This window comes from Ochrobactrum sp. EDr1-4, from assembly GCF_049199085.1.
Taxonomy (GTDB): domain Bacteria; phylum Pseudomonadota; class Alphaproteobacteria; order Rhizobiales; family Rhizobiaceae; genus Brucella.
The window spans coordinates 577,480-596,442 of sequence record NZ_JBLZOF010000001.1; the positions used below are offsets into that span (position 1 = coordinate 577,480).

The window sequence follows — 18,963 nt, forward strand, 5'->3', positions numbered from 1 at the left end:
AGCTTAAGGCAGCCTTAAGCTGGCGAAGCAAAAAGCCACATACGAATAAAACAAGGCGGAAACAGGAAAACATGCGCATTCTGGTGGTTGAAGACGATCCAATCCTGCTCGACGGGCTATCCGTGGGGCTGGGATTGGCTGGCTTTACCGTGGATGCGGTGGCGAGTTGTGGCGATGCGGATGCCGCGCTTGCTGCGCAAAACTATAATGCCGTTGTGCTTGATCTGATGCTGCCAGATGGTTCTGGTCTGGACATTCTCAAAGCCATGCGACAGGCCCGCGATGATACGCCAGTCCTGTTGCTGACCGCGCGTGATCAGGTGCCGGAGCGCATTGCAGGGCTAGATGCTGGGGCTGATGATTATGTCGGCAAACCATTCGATCTGCATGAATTGGCGGCGCGTGTGCGCGCCATTGCCCGGCGCGGTACCGGGCGCGCAAGCAGCACCCTTGAATGGCGCGGCGTGGAGCTTGATCCTGCCGAAATGTCGGTGCAATTCAACGGCGAACCGCTGCGCCTGACACGTCGTGAATTTTCAATATTGCGCGCATTGATGGAACGCCCAACCGCCACTGTTTCAAAGTCATCGCTTGAAGAAGCGCTATATGGCTGGCAAGAAGAAGTCGAAAGCAACGCAGTCGAGGTGCATATCCATCACTTGCGATCCAAGCTTGGCGCTGGCTTCATCGAAACCGTGCGCGGTGTCGGCTACAGGCTCGGCGGAGCACAGGCATGAATTCGCTCCGCAATCGTCTCACCGGCATATTGATCGGCATCACTTGTCTTGTCTGGCTTTTCGCCGTGATCTGGATACATGTCAGCACCCAATCAAAACTTGAAAAAGTGCTGGATGCGCGCCTGATGGAAGCTGCGCGCATGGTCAATTCGTTGCTCACCGAGCGGCGTGTTGAGGTTAATCCCGATGGTGACGGCGGGCAGCTTTCATTTAAACCGATGGATGATTTTCCTCATTATGACCGCCAGCTTTTCTGCCAGATTTGGGCAATCGACGGCAGGCTTGTGGGGCGGTCTGAAAGCGCTCCGGGTGAGCGGTTAACCGATGTTGCTAACGGCTTTTCCGATACCCTCGTTGCAGGTGAACGCTGGCGGGTCTTTGCGGTGGAAAACACCAAGCTCGGGCTGCGTGTGATGGTGGGTGACAGCCTATCAGTGCGTGAGCGACTGGTGCAAAATGTGGTGACGGGCGTGATTTTGCCAGCGCTGTTGATGCTGCCAATTCTGGCTCTGCTAATCTGGCTCTATGTCAGGCGCGGACTTAACCCGCTGAGCAACCTCGCTCGCACTTTATCGAAACGCGATGCGCGGGATTTGCGGCCGTTACCACAGGACAATCTGCCGTCGGAAATTACTCCCGCGGTCTCTGCGTTGAACGATCTCTTTCATCGCGTTGAGGAAGCGCGTGAACGCGAGCGCAATTTTGCGATCTTCGCCGCACATGAACTCAAGACCCCGCTTGCGGGTCTCAAGACACAGGCACAGATCGCGGAGGGTGCCAAAGACGACGCCATGCGCATCAATGCAGTCCGGCAGATTGCGGCGGGTGTTGATCGCACCAGCCGTCTCGTCAATCAGTTGCTGGATCTTGCCGCCCTTGAAACGGGCGATGAAATGGAGCCACCAGCACCGGAACCCGCCTGTCAGCTGCTGGTCTCGATCTCCACTGACATGCGTATGCTTGCAGCGCATCGTGGCGTAAAAATTGAACTGCCCAACAATCTACCGCTTGTTACAATGCAATATCCGCATCTTTTCACGCTTGCCATGCGCAACCTGATCGAGAATGCCGTCAACCATTCACCTGAAGGCGGCTCGGTGCGATGCAGCCTCGAAAAGACGGGTGATCAGGTTGTTTTCACTGTCGAGGATGACGGTCCCGGCATTCCGCCGCAAGATATGGCGCATGTAACCGAGCGTTTTTATCGCGGTGCCAACAGAAGTGAAAATGGCAGCGGCCTTGGCCTTGCTATCGTCAAGATGGCCACGACACGCATGGGTGGCGAGGTTCAACTTCGCAATCGCCCGGAAGGTGGCTTGCGCGCCCTTGTCATTATCCCCGCCCAGGCTACGGAATAAGCGGCTAGGCGCTCCAGAGCTGACAGGCCCACTCCCCCAAAACTCCCAATTCGTCGCATCCCAAACAAGCGCTATTTGATTTAGATCAATGACACGTAACCGAGAAATGTCGATAGAGGGGCTATCGACATAGCTGTCTTCATTAAGACAGTTTCTGACTTGCGCTGCGAGGGGATTACATGAACTACGCCGCTGGAACAGTCCTGTCTGGTCTGGGAGCACTTTTTGCCGTGCTTCTGGCCGGATTTTCTCATGATGAGTTGTTCAGAACCCATATGTGGATTCTGTTCGCCGTACTCGCCATTTTCACCATTCTGCTGATGCGTAATGCTGATTACAGCCTGACGCCAAAAAAGGTCGATACGTCGACCTATATTGACGGGCCGATCCGCTATGGCGTTATCGCGACCGTGTTTTGGGGTGTGGTTGGGTTTCTGGTCGGCGTGCTTATCGCAGCACAGCTCGCTTTCCCTGATCTGAACTTTGAGCCTTATCTCAACTTCGGTCGCCTGCGCCCATTGCACACATCGGGCGTTGTATTCGCATTTGGCGGCAACATCTTGATCGCATCGTCATTTTATGTCGTGCAGCGCACCTGTCGCGCACGCCTGTTCGGCGGCGATCTCGCATGGTTCGTGTTCTGGGGTTACAACCTCTTCATCGTGATGGCTGCAACAGGCTACCTGCTCGGCATTACGCAATCGCGCGAATATGCTGAACCAGAATGGTATGTCGATATCTGGCTGACCATTGTCTGGGTCGCCTATCTCGCCGTGTTCCTTGGCACCGTCTTGCGGCGCAAGGAGCCACATATCTATGTGGCAAACTGGTTCTACCTGTCATTCATCGTCACAATTGCGATGTTGCACATCATCAACAATCTGGCGATCCCAGTCTCATTCCTCGGCGTGAAAAGCTATTCAGCTTTCGCAGGCGTACAGGACGCTGTGACGCAGTGGTGGTATGGTCATAACGCGGTGGCGTTCTTCCTGACCGTACCGTTCCTCGCCATGATGTATTATTTCGTACCAAAGCAGGCGAACCGTCCGGTTTACTCCTACCGTCTATCGATCGTGCACTTCTGGTCGATCATCTTCCTCTATATCTGGGCTGGTCCTCACCACCTGCATTACACGGCTGTTCCCGATTGGGCGCAGACGCTTGGCATGGTGTTCTCGATCATGCTGTGGATGCCTTCTTGGGGTGGCATGATCAACGGTCTGATGACGCTTTCAGGTGCATGGGACAAGGTACGTACCGATCCGATCATCCGTCTGATGGTTGCTGCGATCGCCTTCTACGGCATGGCAACCTTTGAAGGTCCAATGCTGTCGATCAAAGCGGTTAACTCGCTGTCGCACTACACCGACTGGACCATTGGTCACGTTCATGCGGGTGCTCTTGGCTGGAACGGCATGATTACCTTCGCGGCTGTCTATTACCTGACACCAAAGCTGTGGAACCGCGAACGTCTCTATTCGATCCGTATGGTCAACTGGCACTTCTGGTTAGCGACACTCGGCATCGTGCTTTACGCCGCCGCCATGTGGGTTGCCGGTATCCAGCAGGGTCTGATGTGGCGCGAATACGACAGCCAGGGCTTCCTCGTTTACTCGTTCGTCGAAACCGTAGCTGCCATGTTCCCTTACTACGTCATCCGTACGCTGGGCGGCGTGCTCTACCTCGCCGGTGGACTGGTTATGGCCTGGAACGTCTATCAGACCATTCGCGGCAATCTGCGCAAAGAAGCCCCAATGGGCGGTGCGCAGCCTGTGGTTGGCGCAGCTGTTCAGCCAGCCGAATAAGGAGTGTGATTTATGTCTTTTCTGAAAAAACACTCCACACTGGAGAAAAACGCAACGCTGTTGCTGATCGCCTCGCTGGCTGTTGTGACTGTCGGCGGCATCGTGGAAATCGCCCCGCTTTTCTATCTCGAAAATACCATCGAGAAGGTGGAAGGGATGCGTCCCTATTCACCGCTGGAACTGGCGGGCCGCGACATCTATGTGCGTGAAGGCTGCTACCTCTGCCACAGCCAGATGATCCGTCCGTTCCGCGATGAAGTGGAACGTTACGGCCATTACTCTCTGGCAGCGGAATCCATGTATGACCATTCGTTCCAATGGGGATCGAAGCGCACGGGGCCAGACCTCGCGCGCGTCGGTGGCCGCTATTCCAACGAATGGCATGTGCAGCATCTGGTGCGCCCGCGTGACGTGGTGCCGGAATCGGTTATGCCGAATTACGGCTTCCTGCTGAAAAACCCGCTGAAAATCAGCGATATTTCGGCCAATCTCAAAGCCAACGTTGCTGTTGGCGTGCCTTATAGCCAAGAGATGGTCGATAACGCGCTTGCTGATCTTAAAGCGCAGGCAGAGCCGGATGCCGATACAACTGCCCTTCTCGAACGCTACCCCAAAGCGAAAGTTGGCGACTTTGACGGCAACCCGCAGGTCATCTCGGAAATGGATGCATTGATTGCCTATCTCCAGATGCTCGGCACGCTCGTCGACTTCTCGACCTACGACCAGTCCCCCAAAGCACGATAACGCGGAGAATTAGCCATGGATTACAATACCCTGCGCACTTTCGCCGATAGCTGGGGCCTGCTCGCGATGGCTCTGTTCTTCGTCTTCGTTATTCTTTTTGCTTTCCGTCCGGGAAGCAAAAAGAAAGCCGATGAAGCGAAGGAAATACCGTTCAAGGACGACAAAAATGACTGACAAACAAGTTGATGAAGTCAGTGGCGTACCCACAACCGGCCATGAATGGGACGGTATTCAGGAACTCGACAACCCAATGCCACGCTGGTGGCTGTGGACCTTTTACGCGACCATCGTTTGGGCCGCAGCCTATGTGATTGCCTATCCGGCATGGCCGCTGATCTCAAGCTCGACGGCAGGTCTTTATGAATGGTCGAGCCGGGGCGATTTCTGGAAGGAAAACGCACAGATCGCAGCTGACCGTCAGGGCATTATGGACCAGATTAATGCCAAGGACGTGCATGAGATCATCGCGGATGAAAACCTGCGCCAATATGCGATTGCTGGCGGTGCAGCAGCGTTCCGCGTGAACTGCGTACAGTGCCACGGCACTGGTGCACAGGGCGCACCGGGCTATCCAAACCTCAACGATGATGACTGGCTCTGGGGTGGTTCGGTTGACGACATTCTGACGACCATCCGTCATGGCGTGCGTTCGCCCGATGACGCGGATACCCGCGTTTCGGAAATGCCAGCCTTTGTCGATGTGCTTGAACCAGAACAGGTTCGTGACGTTGCGGCCTATGTGGTCAGCCTTTCGGGCACACCGCATAACCCGGATATGATCCCGGCTGGCAAGCAGGTCTTCGCGGAAAACTGCGCTGTCTGCCACGGCGCAGATGCGAAGGGCTTGCGCGAATTTGGCGCGCCAAACCTTACCGATGCGATCTGGTTCTACGGTTCTGGTGAAGACGCAATCGCCAAGCAGGTTGCGCGTCCAAAACATGGCGTGATGCCTGCATGGGAAGCACGTCTTGGCGACGCAACCGTCAAGCAGCTCGCAATCTTCGTCCACTCGCTCGGCGGTGGTGAATAATAGCATCCAAGCTTCAGCTGGCCCCGGCTTGACGGCAATTCGGGGCCAGCCAAACGAGAAATACATAAGAACGGACGGCGAATAATCACCCCGCTCTCAATCAAGACAAGTGCGAAACAACCGGCAAGCCAGCTTCTGTCTGTCGGCCTCGCGCTTGAGGAGCAAGGCAAATGTCAGACGATGTCGAACGGATAGACGTTCAGGCAGTCAATTCCCCCAATATCCGGCAGTCGTTGTACGCGGCACGGGTAAAGATATTTCCGAAGCGTGTGAAGGGCAATTTCCGCCGCTTCAAGTGGATCATCATGTTCATCACGTTGGGTATTTACTACCTGACGCCATTTCTGCGCTGGGATCGCGGCCCCTATGCGCCCGATCAGGCAGTGCTGATCGATCTTGCCAATCGTCGCTTCTATTTCCTCTTCGTCGAAATCTGGCCGCAAGAATTTTATTACGTCGCAGGTCTGCTCATCATGGCGGGCCTTGGTTTGTTTCTGGTGACATCGGCGGCGGGCCGCGCATGGTGCGGTTATACCTGTCCGCAAACCGTCTGGGTCGATCTTTATCTGGTTGTCGAGCGCGCTATTGAAGGCGACCGCAATGCCCGCATGAAGCTCGACAAAGCGCCTTGGTCTTTTGAAAAGGTTTGGAAGCGTGTCACCAAGCATACGGTCTGGATTATCATCGGTGTTCTGACCGGCGGCGCGTGGATTTTCTACTTTGCTGATGCGCCCACGCTGCTGGTGGATTTTGTCACCGGTCAAGCAGCCTCCGTCGCCTATATGACTGTCGCGATCCTCACCGCCACCACCTATATTTTCGGTGGACTGATGCGCGAGCAGGTCTGCACTTATATGTGCCCATGGCCACGCATTCAGGCCGCAATGCTGGATGAAAACTCGCTGACTGTGACCTATAATGACTGGCGCGGCGAACCACGCTCACGCCATTCCAAGAAGGCACTCGCAGCGGGTGAAACCGTCGGCGACTGCGTGGATTGTAATGCCTGTGTTGCTGCCTGCCCGATGGGGATTGATATTCGCGATGGCCAGCAGCTCGAGTGCATCACCTGCGCACTCTGCATTGATGCATGCGACAGCGTCATGGATAAAGTCGGCAAAGAGCGGGGATTGATTTCCTATGCAACGCTTGCCGACTATGACTGGAACATGGCGCTTGCCACCAATAATGGCACCGCGCCAATCAATCCGGCGCGGGTGTATGAAACACCGAACAAGCTGTCCCCCGCGGTTGAACATCTGTCGTGGAAGAAGGTTCTTCGTCCGCGCACTCTGTTCTATTTCATCGTCTGGGCGTTGATCGGTCTGACACTGGTTATTTCGCTCTCGATGCGTCAGCGTATCGGTATCAATGTATTGCATGATCGCGCACCGCAATATGTGCTGCTGTCGGATGGTTCGATCCGCAACGGCTACACGGTCAAGCTGCTCAACATGATCCCGGTTCCGCGCACGTTCCGCCTTTCGATTGAAGGTCTACCCGGCGCGAAACTGACTGTGCAAGATGAAAACCTGAATGCAGAGGGCGATTACGATATACCCGTTGAACCCGACCGGCTGAAAACATTGCGGGTTTTCGTAACCCTGCCGCATGATGCCATTACGGAGCAGCGCTCCGACTATGAAATCGAAGTGCGTGACGCGGACGGCGCGGAACATGCACGTTACAAAGCAACCTTCATGGCTCCGGAGAAGAAATGATGTCAGTGAAATCAAAAACCACCAATGGCTTCACCGGTTGGCACATGCTGGGTATTATGTTCGCGTTCTTCGGTGTCATCATCGCGGTCAATATGACCATGGCTTATAAGGCTGTGAGCAGTTGGAGCGGACTGGTCGTCAAGAACACCTATGTCGCCAGTCAGGAGTTCAACGACAAAGCAGAGACTGGAAAAGAGCAGGCAGCGCTTGGCTGGCAGTCTCAGCCAGCGCTCGAAGAAGGTGTGTTCTCGTGGCGCCTGAATGATCGCGACGGCAAGGCCGTTGTGATGACGGGCGGCACGGTAGAATTCAAGCGCCCTGTCGGTGATGCGCATGACACAAAAGTGGACCTCACTGTTGCAGAAGACGGTTTGCTCAGCGCTCCGCTAGCGCTCGATGAAGGTGCCTGGATCATGGAAGTCAACGCCGTCGCCAGAGACGATTACAACCTTGAAGACCCCTATCGTCACATCATCCGCGTTCTTGTGAAGGACGGGAGGATCTTATGAGTTGTTGCGTTGAAAATGCACAAATAGCGACCGTCATTCAGTCGGTTTCACCGGATGAAATGCTGGTCGCAAGCCGTGCACTCGGCGATGGTCTGCGCCAGCTTGATCTCTCAGTTCCCGGCGTTCATTGCGGGCTTTGCATCAAGACTATTGAAGACGCTCTGGGCAAGATTAGCGGAGTTGCATATGTGCGCGTCAATCTCACCGCGCGCCGCGTTACCATTCGCTGGAAGGATGGCGAAACGCCGCCCGATGTTGTCGATCCGCTACGCCGCCTTGGTTATGAAGCGCATATTTTCGATATGGTGCAGGACAAAGACCCGACCTTCACGCGGCTGCTGATTGCACTTGGTGTGGCAGCCTTTGCATCCAGTAATGTGATGTTGTTGTCGGTTGCCGTCTGGTCAGGTGCAGATGCTGCCACCCGCGATATGTTTCACTGGATTTCCGGTCTGATCGCCCTGCCGACCCTGATTTATTCGGGCCGGATTTTCTACGTTTCTGCATGGAATGCGCTGCGCGCGCGCCGCGTGAACATGGATGTGCCAATCGCGCTCGCCATTTCGCTCGCCTTTGGCATGAGCGTTTATGAAACAATGAACCACGGCCAGCATGCCTATTTCGACGCTTCTGTCTCGCTGCTGTTCTTCCTGCTGATTGGCCGCACGCTCGACTATCTCATGCGCGCACGCGCACGTTCTGCGGTGCGTGGTCTGGCGCAATTAAGCCCGCGCGGTGCGGTGGTGATTGGCGAAAATGACGAGCGCAACTATCTGCCGGTCAATGAAATCCGCCCCGGAATGCGAATCATCCTTGCCGCAGGCGAACGTGTGCCGGTAGATGCCAAGGTCGAAGACGGTCGTTCCGAACTCGATTGCGCGATTGCGTCAGGCGAAAGCGATGCGGTGCCTGTCGGCCCCGGCTCGGATATTCGCGCCGGAACCATCAACTTGTCTGCCCCGCTCGTCATTCGTGCGACCGCTGAAGCCAAGGATTCCTTCCTCGCTGAAATGGTGCGTCTGATGGATGTGGCCGAAGGTGGTCGCGCATTCTATCGCCGCCTCGCTGATCGCGCGTCGGAACTCTATGTGCCGATGGTACATACGATTGCCTTTGCGGCTTTTGTCGGCTGGATGATTTATACGGGCGGCGACTGGTATCGTTCTATTTACATTGCGATCTGCACGCTGATAATCACCTGTCCCTGTGCGCTGGCACTGGCAGTTCCCATCGTTCAGGTGGTCGCAGCGCGTCGCCTGTTTGAAAACGGCATCATGATCAAGGACGGCTCTGCCATGGAACGTATGGCCGAGATCGACACGGCCGTATTCGACAAAACCGGCACGCTGACACTTGGTCAGCCTCGCCTGATTGATCTTGATGCGGTCAATCCGAACAATTTGGAAATTGCATCTGAACTATCGCTTTATTCGCGCCATCCGCTTTCGCGCGCGCTTGCGCTGTTTTCCGGTGCAAAGCAGATGACGGCTTTCACGCGCATTGAGGAAATTCCCGGCGCTGGCATCGAGGCAGAGCTGAGCGGAACGATTTATCGTCTTGGCAAACGCGAATGGGCGGACAGAAACACGAACGCTGCGCTGTCAGATGGCCCGGAAACTTGCCTGTCCATCAATGGCATGCTTGTTGAAACCTTCCGCTTTGAAGATCAGCCACGCGAAGATGCAGCTGCCGCGATTGGTACGCTGAAGCGTAATGGTTTGAAGCTTGAAATTATCTCGGGCGACAAACTGCCTGCAGTGAAAAAGCTTGCTGCCTATCTCGGTGTTGATCAATATCGTGGTGAAGTTCTGCCTGCCGATAAATCGGAGCTTGTGCAGGGTCTGGCAGCTGATGGTCGTAAAGTCCTGATGGTCGGCGATGGGCTGAACGATGCGCCAGCGCTTGTGGCGGCGCATGTTTCGATGGCTCCAGCAACCGCGGCCGACATTGGCCGCAACGCCGCCGATTTCGTGTTCCTGCGTGAAAGCCTGTCTGCTGTTCCGCTGGCTTTTGCGGTGTCAAAAGAAGCGGGTCGGTTGATCAGCCAGAACTTTGCACTTTCCATCGGCTATAATATCATTGCTGTGCCGATTGCGATTTTCGGCTATGTCACGCCGCTGGTGGCAGCACTTTCAATGTCGTTGTCATCGATTGTGGTTGTCAGTAACGCCATGCGGCTTAGGGCCGGAAAACAAAAACAGCAGGCGCAAAACAAGGTCGCGCCGGCTGTCATTCTCAAGGAAGCGCACAAATGAGCGGACTTCTTTTCCTGATTCCAATTGCGCTTGGCCTGGGTATTCTGGGCCTTGCCGGATTTCTATGGTCATTGAAAAACGGCCAGTATGAAGATCTGGATGGAGCGGCAACGCGCATCCTGATCGACGACGAAACTAAGCCATTATCAAAATAGCGCGGAGATCGTTGACATTGGTGCCGGTTGGCCCCGGCGTGAACAGATCGCCAATCGCATCAAACGCGCTCCATGCATCATTGGTATTCAGCCGTGCAGCGCCATCCTCACCCGCATCGCGCAAACGCGAAGCGGTGGTGCCATCGGCAAAGGCACCGGCATTATCTTCCGAACCGTCAATGCCGTCCGTATCTGCGGCCAGCGCGTGAATATTCCCATAGCCATCAATATCAAGCGCGAAAGCCAGAAGAAACTCGCTGTTGCGGCCACCCTTGCCGCCTTTGGCGCGGATGGTCACAGTGGTCTCACCACCGGAAAGCAGAACAATCGGTTTTTTGAACGGGCGATCACGATCCGCCACTTCCCGCGCGATTGCCGCATGAACATGCGCGACTTCGCGCGCCTCACCCTCTATTGAATCGGACAGGATCACCGCTTCAACGCCATGCCGCTGCGCTTCTTTGACGGCTGCTTCCAGCGACACGGCTGCTGATGCGATCACCCGCACTTCGTTGTCAGCAAAGATCTTATCGTCAGGCTTCGGCGCATGCGATTTCTCGCTTTTGATATGTGCGAGCACGGCATCGGGCAGTTCAAGTCTATAGCTTTCGATAATTTTGAGCGCTTCGTCGCGGTTCGTTTCATCAGGCACAGTCGGGCCGGACGCCACAAAGGCGGGGTTGTCACCGGGAATATCGGACACTACCAGCGAGAAGACTTTGGCAGGATGCGCCGCTGCTGCCAGCCTTCCGCCTTTAATAGTCGAGAGATGCTTTCGCACGGCATTCATGGCCGATATCGGCGCACCGGACGCCAGCAATACTTTGTTGACGGCGATCTCGTCAGCAAGCGTCAGACCTTTAGGTGGCGATGGCAACAAAGCCGAGCCACCACCAGAAATCAGCGCCACAACAAGATCATCTTCAGTGAGGTTGGATACCGCATCAAACAGCCGTTTTGAGGCCCCAAGCCCGGCATCATCAGGCACCGGATGCGATGCTTCGATGATCTCAATCGTGTTGCAAGGCGCACCATAGCCATAGCGCGTGACGACAACACCTTCGATTGGCGCGTCCTCGCCCTCATGCCGCTCTGCCCATGCGCGCTCAAAAGCTGCTGCCATCTGCGCCGAACCTTTGCCCGCACCAATCACAATCGTCCGGCCTTTGGGCTTGGCAGGCAAATTGGCGCGGATCACCAGTTCAGGATCAGCAGCCGCAACCGCTGCATCGAACAGGCTGGTCAGAAACTTCTTCGGATCGTTGATGGCAGTCATGAGATTCCCGATATTATTGTTATTTCACAACACTATTTCGTGCTGCGCATATAAAAGCAATGGAGCCAGCCATCTCCCTCCAGATCGCCAGCTCCATGTTCTCCCCTCCAGAGAATTAATCTCTTGAATTAAGCCACATCATGATTGGCCATTCGCTCCAGCGCACGCACCAGTCCGGAATGATCGAGACCATCGTCGCCATGCGCTGCGCATGAGTTGAACAGTTCCTGTGCCATTGACGTATTTGGTAGCGAAACGCCCAATGCTTTCGCGCCCTGCAAAGCAAGATTCAAATCCTTCTGGTGCAGCGAAATACGGAAACCCGGATCGAATGTGCGCTTGATCATGCGTTCGCCGTGCACTTCCAAAATACGCGAAGAAGCAAAGCCACCCATCAGCGCTTCACGCACCTTTGCCGGATCGGCACCCGCCTTAGACGCAAAGACCAGCGCTTCAGCTACGGCTTCAATATTGAGCGCGACAATAATCTGATTGGCGACCTTGGTGGTTTGCCCATCACCGCAATCGCCAACCAGCGTGATGTTTTTGCCCATGAGTTTTAGGAGCGGCAGCGCCTTATCAAACGCACCCTGCGCACCGCCTGCCATAATCGAAAGGCTGGCATTCTTCGCGCCAACTTCTCCGCCCGATACCGGCGCGTCGATATATTCCGCACCCGTTGCCCGGACTTTTTTGGCAAATTCCTTGGTTTCAATCGGCGAAATTGAGCTCATATCAATGAGCGTTTTGCCTTTGCCCAAACCTTCGGCAACGCCGCCTTCGCTGAACAATACATCGGCAACCTGCGGCGTATCCGGCAGCATGAGAATGGTCATTTCGCATTCGCTTGCGACTGCCTTTGGGGTGTCGAGGACAGTCAGCCCTGCATCTAGCAAGTCCTTGTGCGGCGGTTGCGTATGCTTGGAGGTAAAAAGCTTATAGCCTGCATTTTGTAAATGCTGCGCCATTGGCTTGCCCATGATGCCAAGCCCGATAAAACCGATATTTGTCATAGCCATTCCCCCTATGCAGTCAGCCGTTCGGCTTGATCTTGTTTAAACCAACTAAGACCTTCCTCAGTGGTGGTCTTCGGCTTGTATTCGCAACCAATCCAACCCGTGTAGCCAGCATTTTTCAGCGCTTCGAACACATATGGATAGTTGATTTCGCCCGTGCCCGGCTCGTTGCGCCCCGGATTATCGGCCAGCTGAATATGTGCTATCAGCGGCTTGTAGCGCTCATAGGTGGCGATGAGTTCGCCGCGCGTGCGCTGCTGGTGATAAAGATCATATTGGATAAACAGGTTGTTGCTGCCGACTTCATCAATGATCGACACCGCCTGTTCGACCGTGTTGAGATAAAAGCCCGGCATGTCGTAATGGTTGATCGGCTCGATCAGCAAACGAATGCCATGCTTGCCAAATTCGCGCGCGGCAAGCCGCAGATTGCTCACGAACGTTGCGCGCAATGCATCGGGATCGACGCCTTGCGGCGCAAGTCCCGCGAGGCAATTGACCTGCGAACAATTGAGCGCAGTCGCATAGTCAATTGCATCGGCAATACCACGGCGAAACTCGTCAATCCGATCCGGCAGAACGGCAATACCGCGCTCGCCACCAGCCCAGTTTCCTGCGGGCAGATTGTGCAGCACCTGTGCCAGATTATGACGGTCCAGTGCTGCCTTCAGCTCGTGACGATTGAAGTCATACGGGAAGAGATATTCGACCCCTTTGAAACCCGCTTTCGCTGCCAGTGCAAAGCGCTCCATAAACGGCACTTCATTAAAAAGCATAGTCAGATTGGCTGCAAATCTTGGCATAGCCCATTCCTCCGAAATTAATCTAATAAAGCCGCAATTGCAGTTGGCGCATCTTCGCCACGCTCGGCCAGTTCCTCAAACTCGACAACCTGATCGATGTCGGCTCCCATGGAGATATTGGTGACACGTTCGAGAATGAATTCAAGCACAACCGGCACCTGATGTTCTTCCATCAACGCCTTTGCCTGTTCAAAACTCTCGGCAAACTGGTTGGGGCTTCGCACCCGGATCGCCTTGCAGCCCAGTCCTTCGGCAACCGCGATATGATCGACGCCATAGCCCTTTTCGGCATCGCCCGATGCGTTGATGTTATCAAATGCCAGGCTGACCTCGAAATCCATATTAAAGCCGCGTTGCGCCTGACGGATTAGGCCGAGATAGGAATTGTTCACGACCACATGAATGTAAGGCAGCTTGTGCTGTGCGCCGACCGCCAGCTCTTCAATCATAAACTGGAAATCATAATCGCCGGACAGTGCAACAATCGGGCGATCTGGATCAGCCGCGCGAACGCCAAGTGCTGCTGGCAATGTCCAGCCCAATGGACCAGCCTGACCGCAATTGATCCAGTTGCGCGGGCGATAAACATGCAGGAACTGCGCACCAGCAATCTGGCTCAGACCAATTGTGGTGACATAGCAAGTATCGCGGCCAAAGGCCCGGTTCATCTCTTCATAAACGCGCTGAGGCTTCAACGGCGTTTGATCAAAATGCGTCTTGCGCAGCATGGTTTTTTTGCGCTCAGCGCATTCTTGCGCCCAGCCGGACCAATCGCGCAGCTTACCTGCCGTCTTCCATTCGGTGGCAACATCCAGCAGCAGTTTTAACGCTTTGGCAGCATCCGAAACGATACCGAAGTCCGGTGCGAACACACGGCCAATCTGGGTGGGTTCAATATCGATATGGATAAATTTGCGGTCTTTCTTATAGGTTTCCACATTGCCGGTGTGACGGTTGGCCCAGCGATTGCCAATACCGATAACCATATCTGAAGCCAATAGCGTCGCGTTGCCATAGCGATGCGAGGTCTGAAGACCACACATGCCCGCCATGAGGCGGTGATCATCAGGGATAACGCCCCAGCCCATCAAGGTCGGGATAACCGGAATGCCGGTGATTTCAGCAAACTCAACCAGAAGATCGGAAGCATCGGCATTGATGATGCCGCCACCCGCTACGATCAGCGGATGTTCCGCATCATTCAACATCGCAATGGCTTTTTCAGCCTGTGCGCGGGTGGCTGATGGCTTGTAAGCCTCCATTGGCTGATAAGTATCGATGTCAAACTCGATTTCGGCGAGTTGGACATCGATCGGCAGATCGATCAGCACCGGGCCGGGGCGACCCGACTTCATGATATGAAATGCCTTTTGGAAAACAAAAGGCACCAGTGCAGGCTCCATAACCGTGACCGCCCATTTGGTGACAGGGGCCGCGATCTTGGCGATATCCACTGCCTGAAAGTCTTCCTTGTCGAGGCGCGCGCGGGGTGCTTGGCCTGTAACGCAGAGGATTGGAATTGAATCTGCTGATGCCGAGTAAAGCCCGGTGATCATATCGGTGCCAGCCGGGCCGGATGTTCCGATGCAAAGGCCAATATTGCCGTGTTTTGCTCGGGTGTAACCTTCCGCCATATGGGAAGCGCCTTCAACATGACGCGCCAGAATGTGACGGATCGAACCCCGCGCCCGCATGGCCGAATAAAACGGATTGATCGCAGCACCTGGCACACCAAATGCGCAATCGATCCCTTCTTTCTCCAGCACAAGTATGGCTGCATCCACTGCACGCATTCTGGCCATGTTGATCTCCTCCAACGGAAAAATAATCCATAACAAAAATCTATTCTATAAAAATGGAAATGCATACCATTCTATGGAAATAAGGATTTTCAACGAAATGGAGATAATCGACATGCACTTTCGGAGAGAACATGGATGCGGTAGTGATGAGAGAGCAGGGAATCGGAGGTGGCTAATGGAACAGGTAAAAGCAAAGCGGGGCCGCAAGGCTGCGGAAAACGCGGCACCTTCCTCCGTTCAGGTTCTGGATCGCAGTCTCAAGCTTCTGGCGCTGATTGCCGAAAATGATGGCTCGACGTTGACCGATCTTGCTGATGAAAGTGGGATGGCGCCTTCCACCGTGCACCGGCTTCTGACCTCGCTCGCCAATCACGGCATGGTTTCTCATGATCTGGAAAGCGGCGACTGGACCATTGGTGTCAAGGCGTTTGAAATTGGCAATGCGTTTCGCCGTTTCCGCAAGCTCGGCACACTGGCGCGGCCCTATCTCAAATCATTGATGGAAGCGAGCGGCGAGACCGCCAATATCGGCATCGAAGATGATGGTGATGTGGTGTTTATCTCGCAAGTCGAAAGCCACGCGCCGATGCGCGCTTTCTTTCGTCCAGGACGGCGTGGACCTATCCATGCATCCGGTATTGGCAAAGCAGTTCTGTCCACATGGTCGGATACCCAAATTGCGCGCACGCTTTCAGGCAAAGCGCTCGAGCAGTTTACACAACGTACGCTCGATACATTGCCTCTACTGCTGAAAGACATTCAGGCAACCCGCACACGGGGCTGGTCGATTGATGATGAAGAGCATACGCTTGGTATGTGCTGCATCGCGGCGCCTATTTTCAATGAGCATGGCGAGGCGATTGCAGGGATTTCCGTGTCCGGGCCTGCGGTTCGTTTGCCCCGGCAAAAGCTCGAAGAACTGGGGCCACTCATTCGGTCTACAGCCGATGACCTGACCCATGCAATGGGCGGCAAACGTCCGGAGGAACTTTAAGCAAAAAAGAAAGACCCGCTGCAGATTTCTCCGCCGCAGGTCCTCCCTCTCCCTCCTCCAGAGATTTTTTAGGCCAATTCAGCCTTTAGCGGCTTGCCCGCCACATATGTTTCAACAATTGCGCGATCATCGCCCAGCGTTTGCAGCAGGAACAATTCCTGCTCGAGTGTTGAAACGGCTGCCATGCGCAAGCGCATTGCCGAGGTGGCAGAGGAATCGAGCACCACGATGTCGGCTTCGGTGCCTTCTTCGAGCGTACCGATCTTGTCTTCCATCGATAGTGCACGAGCATTGCCGAGCGTCATCATGTAGAATGACTGGAACGGATTGAGCCGGTTGCCACGCAATTGCAGAACCTTGTAGCCCTCGTCCATCGTGCGCAGCATCGAGAAGCTGGTGCCGCCGCCAACATCGGTAGCCACTGCCATACGCACGCCCGATGCTTTGAGGCGATCACGGTCGAAAAGCCCAGAGCCGAGAAACAGGTTCGAAGTCGGGCAGAAGACTGCAATTGAGCCGGTTTCCGCCATGACGCCCACTTCACGATCTTCCAGATGAATGGAATGACCGAGCAATGTCTTTTCGCCGAGAAGCCCATAATGCTCATAGATGCCAAGATAATCCGGCGCATCGGGATAGAGCGACTTCGTAAACTCGATTTCTTCGTGGTTTTCCGACAGATGAGTCTGGATAAAGCATTCAGGATGCTCGCGGGCAAGCGCCTGACTTGCTTCCAACTGTTCTGGTGTTGAGGTAATCGCAAAACGCGGCGTAATCACATAATCAAGCCGGTCCTTGCCGTTCCAGCGGGCAATCAGCTGCTTGCTGTCATCATAACCCGATTGTGCCGTGTCGCACAGTGCTGGCGGCGCGTTGCGGTCCATCATCACCTTGCCGCCCAGCATACGCATATTGCGATGTTGCGATGCACGGAAATAGGCATCGACGCTTTGCGGATGCACCGAACAATAGGCAACGGCGGTCGTTGTGCCATGGCGGATCAGCTCATCCAGAAAGCGCTCAGCGATAAATTCCGCGTGCTGCTCATCGGCGAATTTCTGCTCTGCCACGAATGTATAGGTGTTGAGCCACTCAAGAAGATTGGCCGCATAGGACGCGATAACCTGCGTCTGTGGGTAGTGAATATGTGTATCGATGAAACCCGGCAAAATGAGATGCGGGCGATGGTCGGCAACCTGAACATCATGGCCCACTTCGGCGCTCACATCGGCATAGTCACCGAGGCGCGCGATACGGCCATTTTCGACCAGAACGGCTCCATCTTCGATATAGCGATAAGATTGCGCATCATCCAGACTTTGCGGTTCTTCACGAAAACTCAGCACACGGCCACGGATGAGAAGTTTGGTCATTATTGCTTTGCTCCAGCAGTCGCAGATTCATACCAGGAAGCGAGAAGCTTGCGCTCCTCATTGCTCACGCCGGTCACATTGGCAGGCGGCATGGCATGGGAACGACCAGCCTGCAAATAGATTTCACGGGCATGGGCCGCGATTTCCCGATCATTTTCAAGCACTACGCCCTTCGGTGGCGCGATGATGCCTTCCCAGCCGGGCTCCTTAGCATGACACATCGCACAGCGTCCGAGAACGGTATCCCGCACCTTATCAAAGTGCGGGTCCGAAATGAAACTCTGCTGTAACGATGAAATCTTTTGCTCTTCCGGTTCGCCCGTCAAGATTTTCGGCACAGTGGACAGCCACATGATCACGATGAACAGCAGCACCGTCACGAGCCATGTCCAAGTTGGATTGCCTTTGCGGGCATGGCGCGTGTTGAACCAATGGCGGATTGTAACGCCCATCAGGAACACCAGCGAAGCGATGATCCAGTTAAACTCGGTGCCAAATGCCAGCGGGTAATGGTTCGAGAGCATCAGGAACAGAACCGGCAGCGTCAGATAGTTGTTATGCGTGGAACGCTGCTTGGCGATCTTGCCGTATTTCGGATCGGGCTTGCGACCGGCAATGAGATCGGCCACCACGATTTTCTGGTTCGGAATAATGACCATGAACACGTTGGCAGACATGATTGTCGCGGTAAATGCGCCCAGATGCAGGAAGGCAGCGCGCCCCGTGAACAGATGCGTATAGCCCCATGCCATAAACACCAGAATGACGTAGAGGATCACCATCAAAAGCGTGTCGCTTTTGCCAAGCATTAGCTTGCAGATGGTGTTGTAGACAATCCAGCCAAAAGCCAGCGAGGCAATCGAAATGGCAATCGCGGTGGTTGCCGAGACATCGAGTACGTTCGGATCGACCAGATAAAGATCAGCGCCCGCATAGTAAACGATGCAGAGCAGCGTGAAGCCCGACAGCCATGTGGCATAAGATTCCCATTTGAACCACGTCAGGTGTTCAGGCATTTCGGCGGGTGCAACCAGATATTTCTGGATGTGATAGAAGCCACCACCATGCACCTGCCACTCCTCTCCATGCGCTCCAACGGGCAAGCCGGGGCGCTGGCGCAAGCCAAGGTCGAGCGCGATAAAATAGAAAGACGAGCCGATCCACGCAATTGCGGTGACGACGTGTAGCCACCGCGCAGCGAAGCCCAGCCAGTCCCAGGCCACGGCAAGATCATACATGCGGCACTCCCATTCTTGTTCTTGACGCGCATCTTATCCGAAAACCGTTTTACACTTTTCGGGACGCGCTTTCGTTCCCTGCTTTTGTATTTGCCAAAGCTTTGCGCCTGTGTGAACGTCGCATCAAGACCATCACTTTCAAAAAAA

17 protein-coding genes are annotated in these 18,963 nt (G+C 54.8%); 11 read left to right on the top strand and 6 right to left on the bottom strand.

Annotated features, from left to right (window positions below; genetic code table 11):
- The first annotated feature begins 71 nt into the window (after window positions 1–71).
- From ACOZHT_RS02975 to ccoS, 10 genes are all read left to right on the top strand, one after another.
- On the top strand, window positions 72–737 hold the full coding sequence (locus ACOZHT_RS02975; protein WP_339513533.1) for a response regulator transcription factor: 666 nt from the start codon (window positions 72–74) through the stop codon (window positions 735–737).
- Window positions 734–2,095 carry an ATP-binding protein gene (locus ACOZHT_RS02980; protein ID WP_339513535.1) on the top strand — a complete coding sequence of 454 codons (1,362 nt, stop codon included), beginning with the start codon at window positions 734–736 and terminating at the stop codon, window positions 2,093–2,095. Before ACOZHT_RS02975 ends, ACOZHT_RS02980 begins: the two co-directional genes overlap by 4 nt.
- A 179-nt stretch (window positions 2,096–2,274) precedes the next feature.
- The gene (gene ccoN, locus ACOZHT_RS02985) at window positions 2,275–3,900 is read left to right on the top strand and encodes a cytochrome-c oxidase, cbb3-type subunit I (RefSeq protein WP_339513537.1); all 1,626 of its coding nucleotides are present in this window, start codon (window positions 2,275–2,277) and stop codon (window positions 3,898–3,900) included.
- A 12-nt stretch (window positions 3,901–3,912) separates the two neighbouring features.
- Complete coding sequence (ccoO, locus tag ACOZHT_RS02990; protein ID WP_339513539.1) at window positions 3,913–4,644, top strand: cytochrome-c oxidase, cbb3-type subunit II; 732 nt, start codon at window positions 3,913–3,915, stop codon at window positions 4,642–4,644.
- Window positions 4,645–4,659: 15 nt separating this feature from the next.
- A complete protein-coding gene (locus tag ACOZHT_RS02995; RefSeq protein ID WP_024896091.1) occupies window positions 4,660–4,818 on the top strand; it encodes a CcoQ/FixQ family Cbb3-type cytochrome c oxidase assembly chaperone in 159 nt (52 codons plus the stop codon).
- Window positions 4,811–5,674 carry a cytochrome-c oxidase, cbb3-type subunit III gene (gene ccoP, locus ACOZHT_RS03000; protein WP_339513544.1) on the top strand — a complete coding sequence of 288 codons (864 nt, stop codon included), beginning with the start codon at window positions 4,811–4,813 and terminating at the stop codon, window positions 5,672–5,674. Before ACOZHT_RS02995 ends, ccoP begins: the two co-directional genes overlap by 8 nt.
- Before the next feature lie 170 nt (window positions 5,675–5,844).
- Window positions 5,845–7,395 (top strand): cytochrome c oxidase accessory protein CcoG, encoded by a 1,551-nt coding sequence (gene ccoG / locus ACOZHT_RS03005; RefSeq protein ID WP_339513546.1) that lies wholly within the window; start codon window positions 5,845–5,847, stop codon window positions 7,393–7,395.
- Window positions 7,395–7,904, top strand: a complete 510-nt coding sequence (locus ACOZHT_RS03010; protein ID WP_339513664.1) for a FixH family protein — start codon at window positions 7,395–7,397, stop codon at window positions 7,902–7,904. Before ccoG ends, ACOZHT_RS03010 begins: the two co-directional genes overlap by 1 nt.
- Complete coding sequence (locus tag ACOZHT_RS03015) at window positions 7,901–10,159, top strand: cation-translocating P-type ATPase (protein ID WP_339513548.1); 2,259 nt, start codon at window positions 7,901–7,903, stop codon at window positions 10,157–10,159. The genes ACOZHT_RS03010 and ACOZHT_RS03015 overlap by 4 nt, the downstream gene beginning before the upstream one ends.
- Complete coding sequence (gene ccoS / locus ACOZHT_RS03020; RefSeq protein ID WP_339513550.1) at window positions 10,156–10,314, top strand: cbb3-type cytochrome oxidase assembly protein CcoS; 159 nt, start codon at window positions 10,156–10,158, stop codon at window positions 10,312–10,314. The genes ACOZHT_RS03015 and ccoS overlap by 4 nt, the downstream gene beginning before the upstream one ends.
- Here the strand turns inward: ccoS and ACOZHT_RS03025 are convergent.
- The 4 genes from ACOZHT_RS03025 to gcl all read right to left on the bottom strand — a co-directional run bounded on the left by ACOZHT_RS03025 (window position 10,295) and on the right by gcl (window position 15,211).
- Window positions 10,295–11,590 carry a glycerate kinase gene (locus tag ACOZHT_RS03025; RefSeq protein WP_339513552.1) on the bottom strand — a complete coding sequence of 432 codons (1,296 nt, stop codon included), beginning with the start codon at window positions 11,588–11,590 and terminating at the stop codon, window positions 10,295–10,297. The genes ccoS and ACOZHT_RS03025 overlap by 20 nt on opposite strands.
- 128 nt (window positions 11,591–11,718) lie before the next feature.
- Complete coding sequence (locus tag ACOZHT_RS03030; RefSeq protein WP_339513554.1) at window positions 11,719–12,603, bottom strand: 2-hydroxy-3-oxopropionate reductase; 885 nt, start codon at window positions 12,601–12,603, stop codon at window positions 11,719–11,721.
- 11 nt (window positions 12,604–12,614) lie between these two features.
- Complete coding sequence (hyi, locus tag ACOZHT_RS03035) at window positions 12,615–13,409, bottom strand: hydroxypyruvate isomerase (RefSeq protein ID WP_339513556.1); 795 nt, start codon at window positions 13,407–13,409, stop codon at window positions 12,615–12,617.
- Window positions 13,410–13,426: 17 nt separating this feature from the next.
- Entirely contained in the window at window positions 13,427–15,211 is a 1,785-nt protein-coding gene (gene gcl, locus ACOZHT_RS03040) for a glyoxylate carboligase (protein WP_339513558.1), read from the bottom strand.
- Between the two features lie 175 nt (window positions 15,212–15,386).
- Here gcl and ACOZHT_RS03045 point away from each other — a divergent pair, with 175 nt between their 5' ends.
- The gene (locus ACOZHT_RS03045; RefSeq protein WP_339513560.1) at window positions 15,387–16,205 is read left to right on the top strand and encodes an IclR family transcriptional regulator; all 819 of its coding nucleotides are present in this window, start codon (window positions 15,387–15,389) and stop codon (window positions 16,203–16,205) included.
- Window positions 16,206–16,273: 68 nt separating this feature from the next.
- On the opposite strand, the gene guaD is transcribed toward ACOZHT_RS03045, so the two are convergent.
- Both guaD and ACOZHT_RS03055 read right to left on the bottom strand, forming a co-directional pair.
- The gene (gene guaD / locus ACOZHT_RS03050; RefSeq protein ID WP_339513562.1) at window positions 16,274–17,578 is read right to left on the bottom strand and encodes a guanine deaminase; all 1,305 of its coding nucleotides are present in this window, start codon (window positions 17,576–17,578) and stop codon (window positions 16,274–16,276) included.
- A complete protein-coding gene (locus tag ACOZHT_RS03055; RefSeq protein WP_339513564.1) occupies window positions 17,578–18,816 on the bottom strand; it encodes a urate hydroxylase PuuD in 1,239 nt (412 codons plus the stop codon). Before ACOZHT_RS03055 ends, guaD begins: the two co-directional genes overlap by 1 nt.
- Between the last annotated feature and the right edge of the window lie 147 nt (window positions 18,817–18,963).

Excerpts from the sequence above, each read along its gene's own strand:
- gcl (WP_339513558.1), bottom strand. The coding sequence starts at position 15,211 with ATGGCCAGAATGCGTGCAGTGGATGCAGCCATACTTGTGCTGGAGAAA.
- ccoS (WP_339513550.1), top strand. The coding sequence starts at position 10,156 with ATGAGCGGACTTCTTTTCCTGATTCCAATTGCGCTTGGCCTGGGTATT.
- ACOZHT_RS02975 (WP_339513533.1), top strand. The coding sequence starts at position 72 with ATGCGCATTCTGGTGGTTGAAGACGATCCAATCCTGCTCGACGGGCTA.
- ccoP (WP_339513544.1), top strand. The coding sequence starts at position 4,811 with ATGACTGACAAACAAGTTGATGAAGTCAGTGGCGTACCCACAACCGGC.
- ccoO (WP_339513539.1), top strand. The coding sequence starts at position 3,913 with ATGTCTTTTCTGAAAAAACACTCCACACTGGAGAAAAACGCAACGCTG.
- hyi (WP_339513556.1), bottom strand. The coding sequence starts at position 13,409 with ATGCCAAGATTTGCAGCCAATCTGACTATGCTTTTTAATGAAGTGCCG.
- ACOZHT_RS03025 (WP_339513552.1), bottom strand. The coding sequence starts at position 11,590 with ATGACTGCCATCAACGATCCGAAGAAGTTTCTGACCAGCCTGTTCGAT.
- ACOZHT_RS03055 (WP_339513564.1), bottom strand. The coding sequence starts at position 18,816 with ATGTATGATCTTGCCGTGGCCTGGGACTGGCTGGGCTTCGCTGCGCGG.
- ACOZHT_RS03030 (WP_339513554.1), bottom strand. The coding sequence starts at position 12,603 with ATGACAAATATCGGTTTTATCGGGCTTGGCATCATGGGCAAGCCAATG.
- ACOZHT_RS02980 (WP_339513535.1), top strand. The coding sequence starts at position 734 with ATGAATTCGCTCCGCAATCGTCTCACCGGCATATTGATCGGCATCACT.
- ACOZHT_RS03015 (WP_339513548.1), top strand. The coding sequence starts at position 7,901 with ATGAGTTGTTGCGTTGAAAATGCACAAATAGCGACCGTCATTCAGTCG.
- ccoN (WP_339513537.1), top strand. The coding sequence starts at position 2,275 with ATGAACTACGCCGCTGGAACAGTCCTGTCTGGTCTGGGAGCACTTTTT.
- ACOZHT_RS03045 (WP_339513560.1), top strand. The coding sequence starts at position 15,387 with ATGGAACAGGTAAAAGCAAAGCGGGGCCGCAAGGCTGCGGAAAACGCG.
- ACOZHT_RS03010 (WP_339513664.1), top strand. The coding sequence starts at position 7,395 with ATGTCAGTGAAATCAAAAACCACCAATGGCTTCACCGGTTGGCACATG.
- guaD (WP_339513562.1), bottom strand. The coding sequence starts at position 17,578 with ATGACCAAACTTCTCATCCGTGGCCGTGTGCTGAGTTTTCGTGAAGAA.
- ACOZHT_RS02995 (WP_024896091.1), top strand. The coding sequence starts at position 4,660 with ATGGATTACAATACCCTGCGCACTTTCGCCGATAGCTGGGGCCTGCTC.
- ccoG (WP_339513546.1), top strand. The coding sequence starts at position 5,845 with ATGTCAGACGATGTCGAACGGATAGACGTTCAGGCAGTCAATTCCCCC.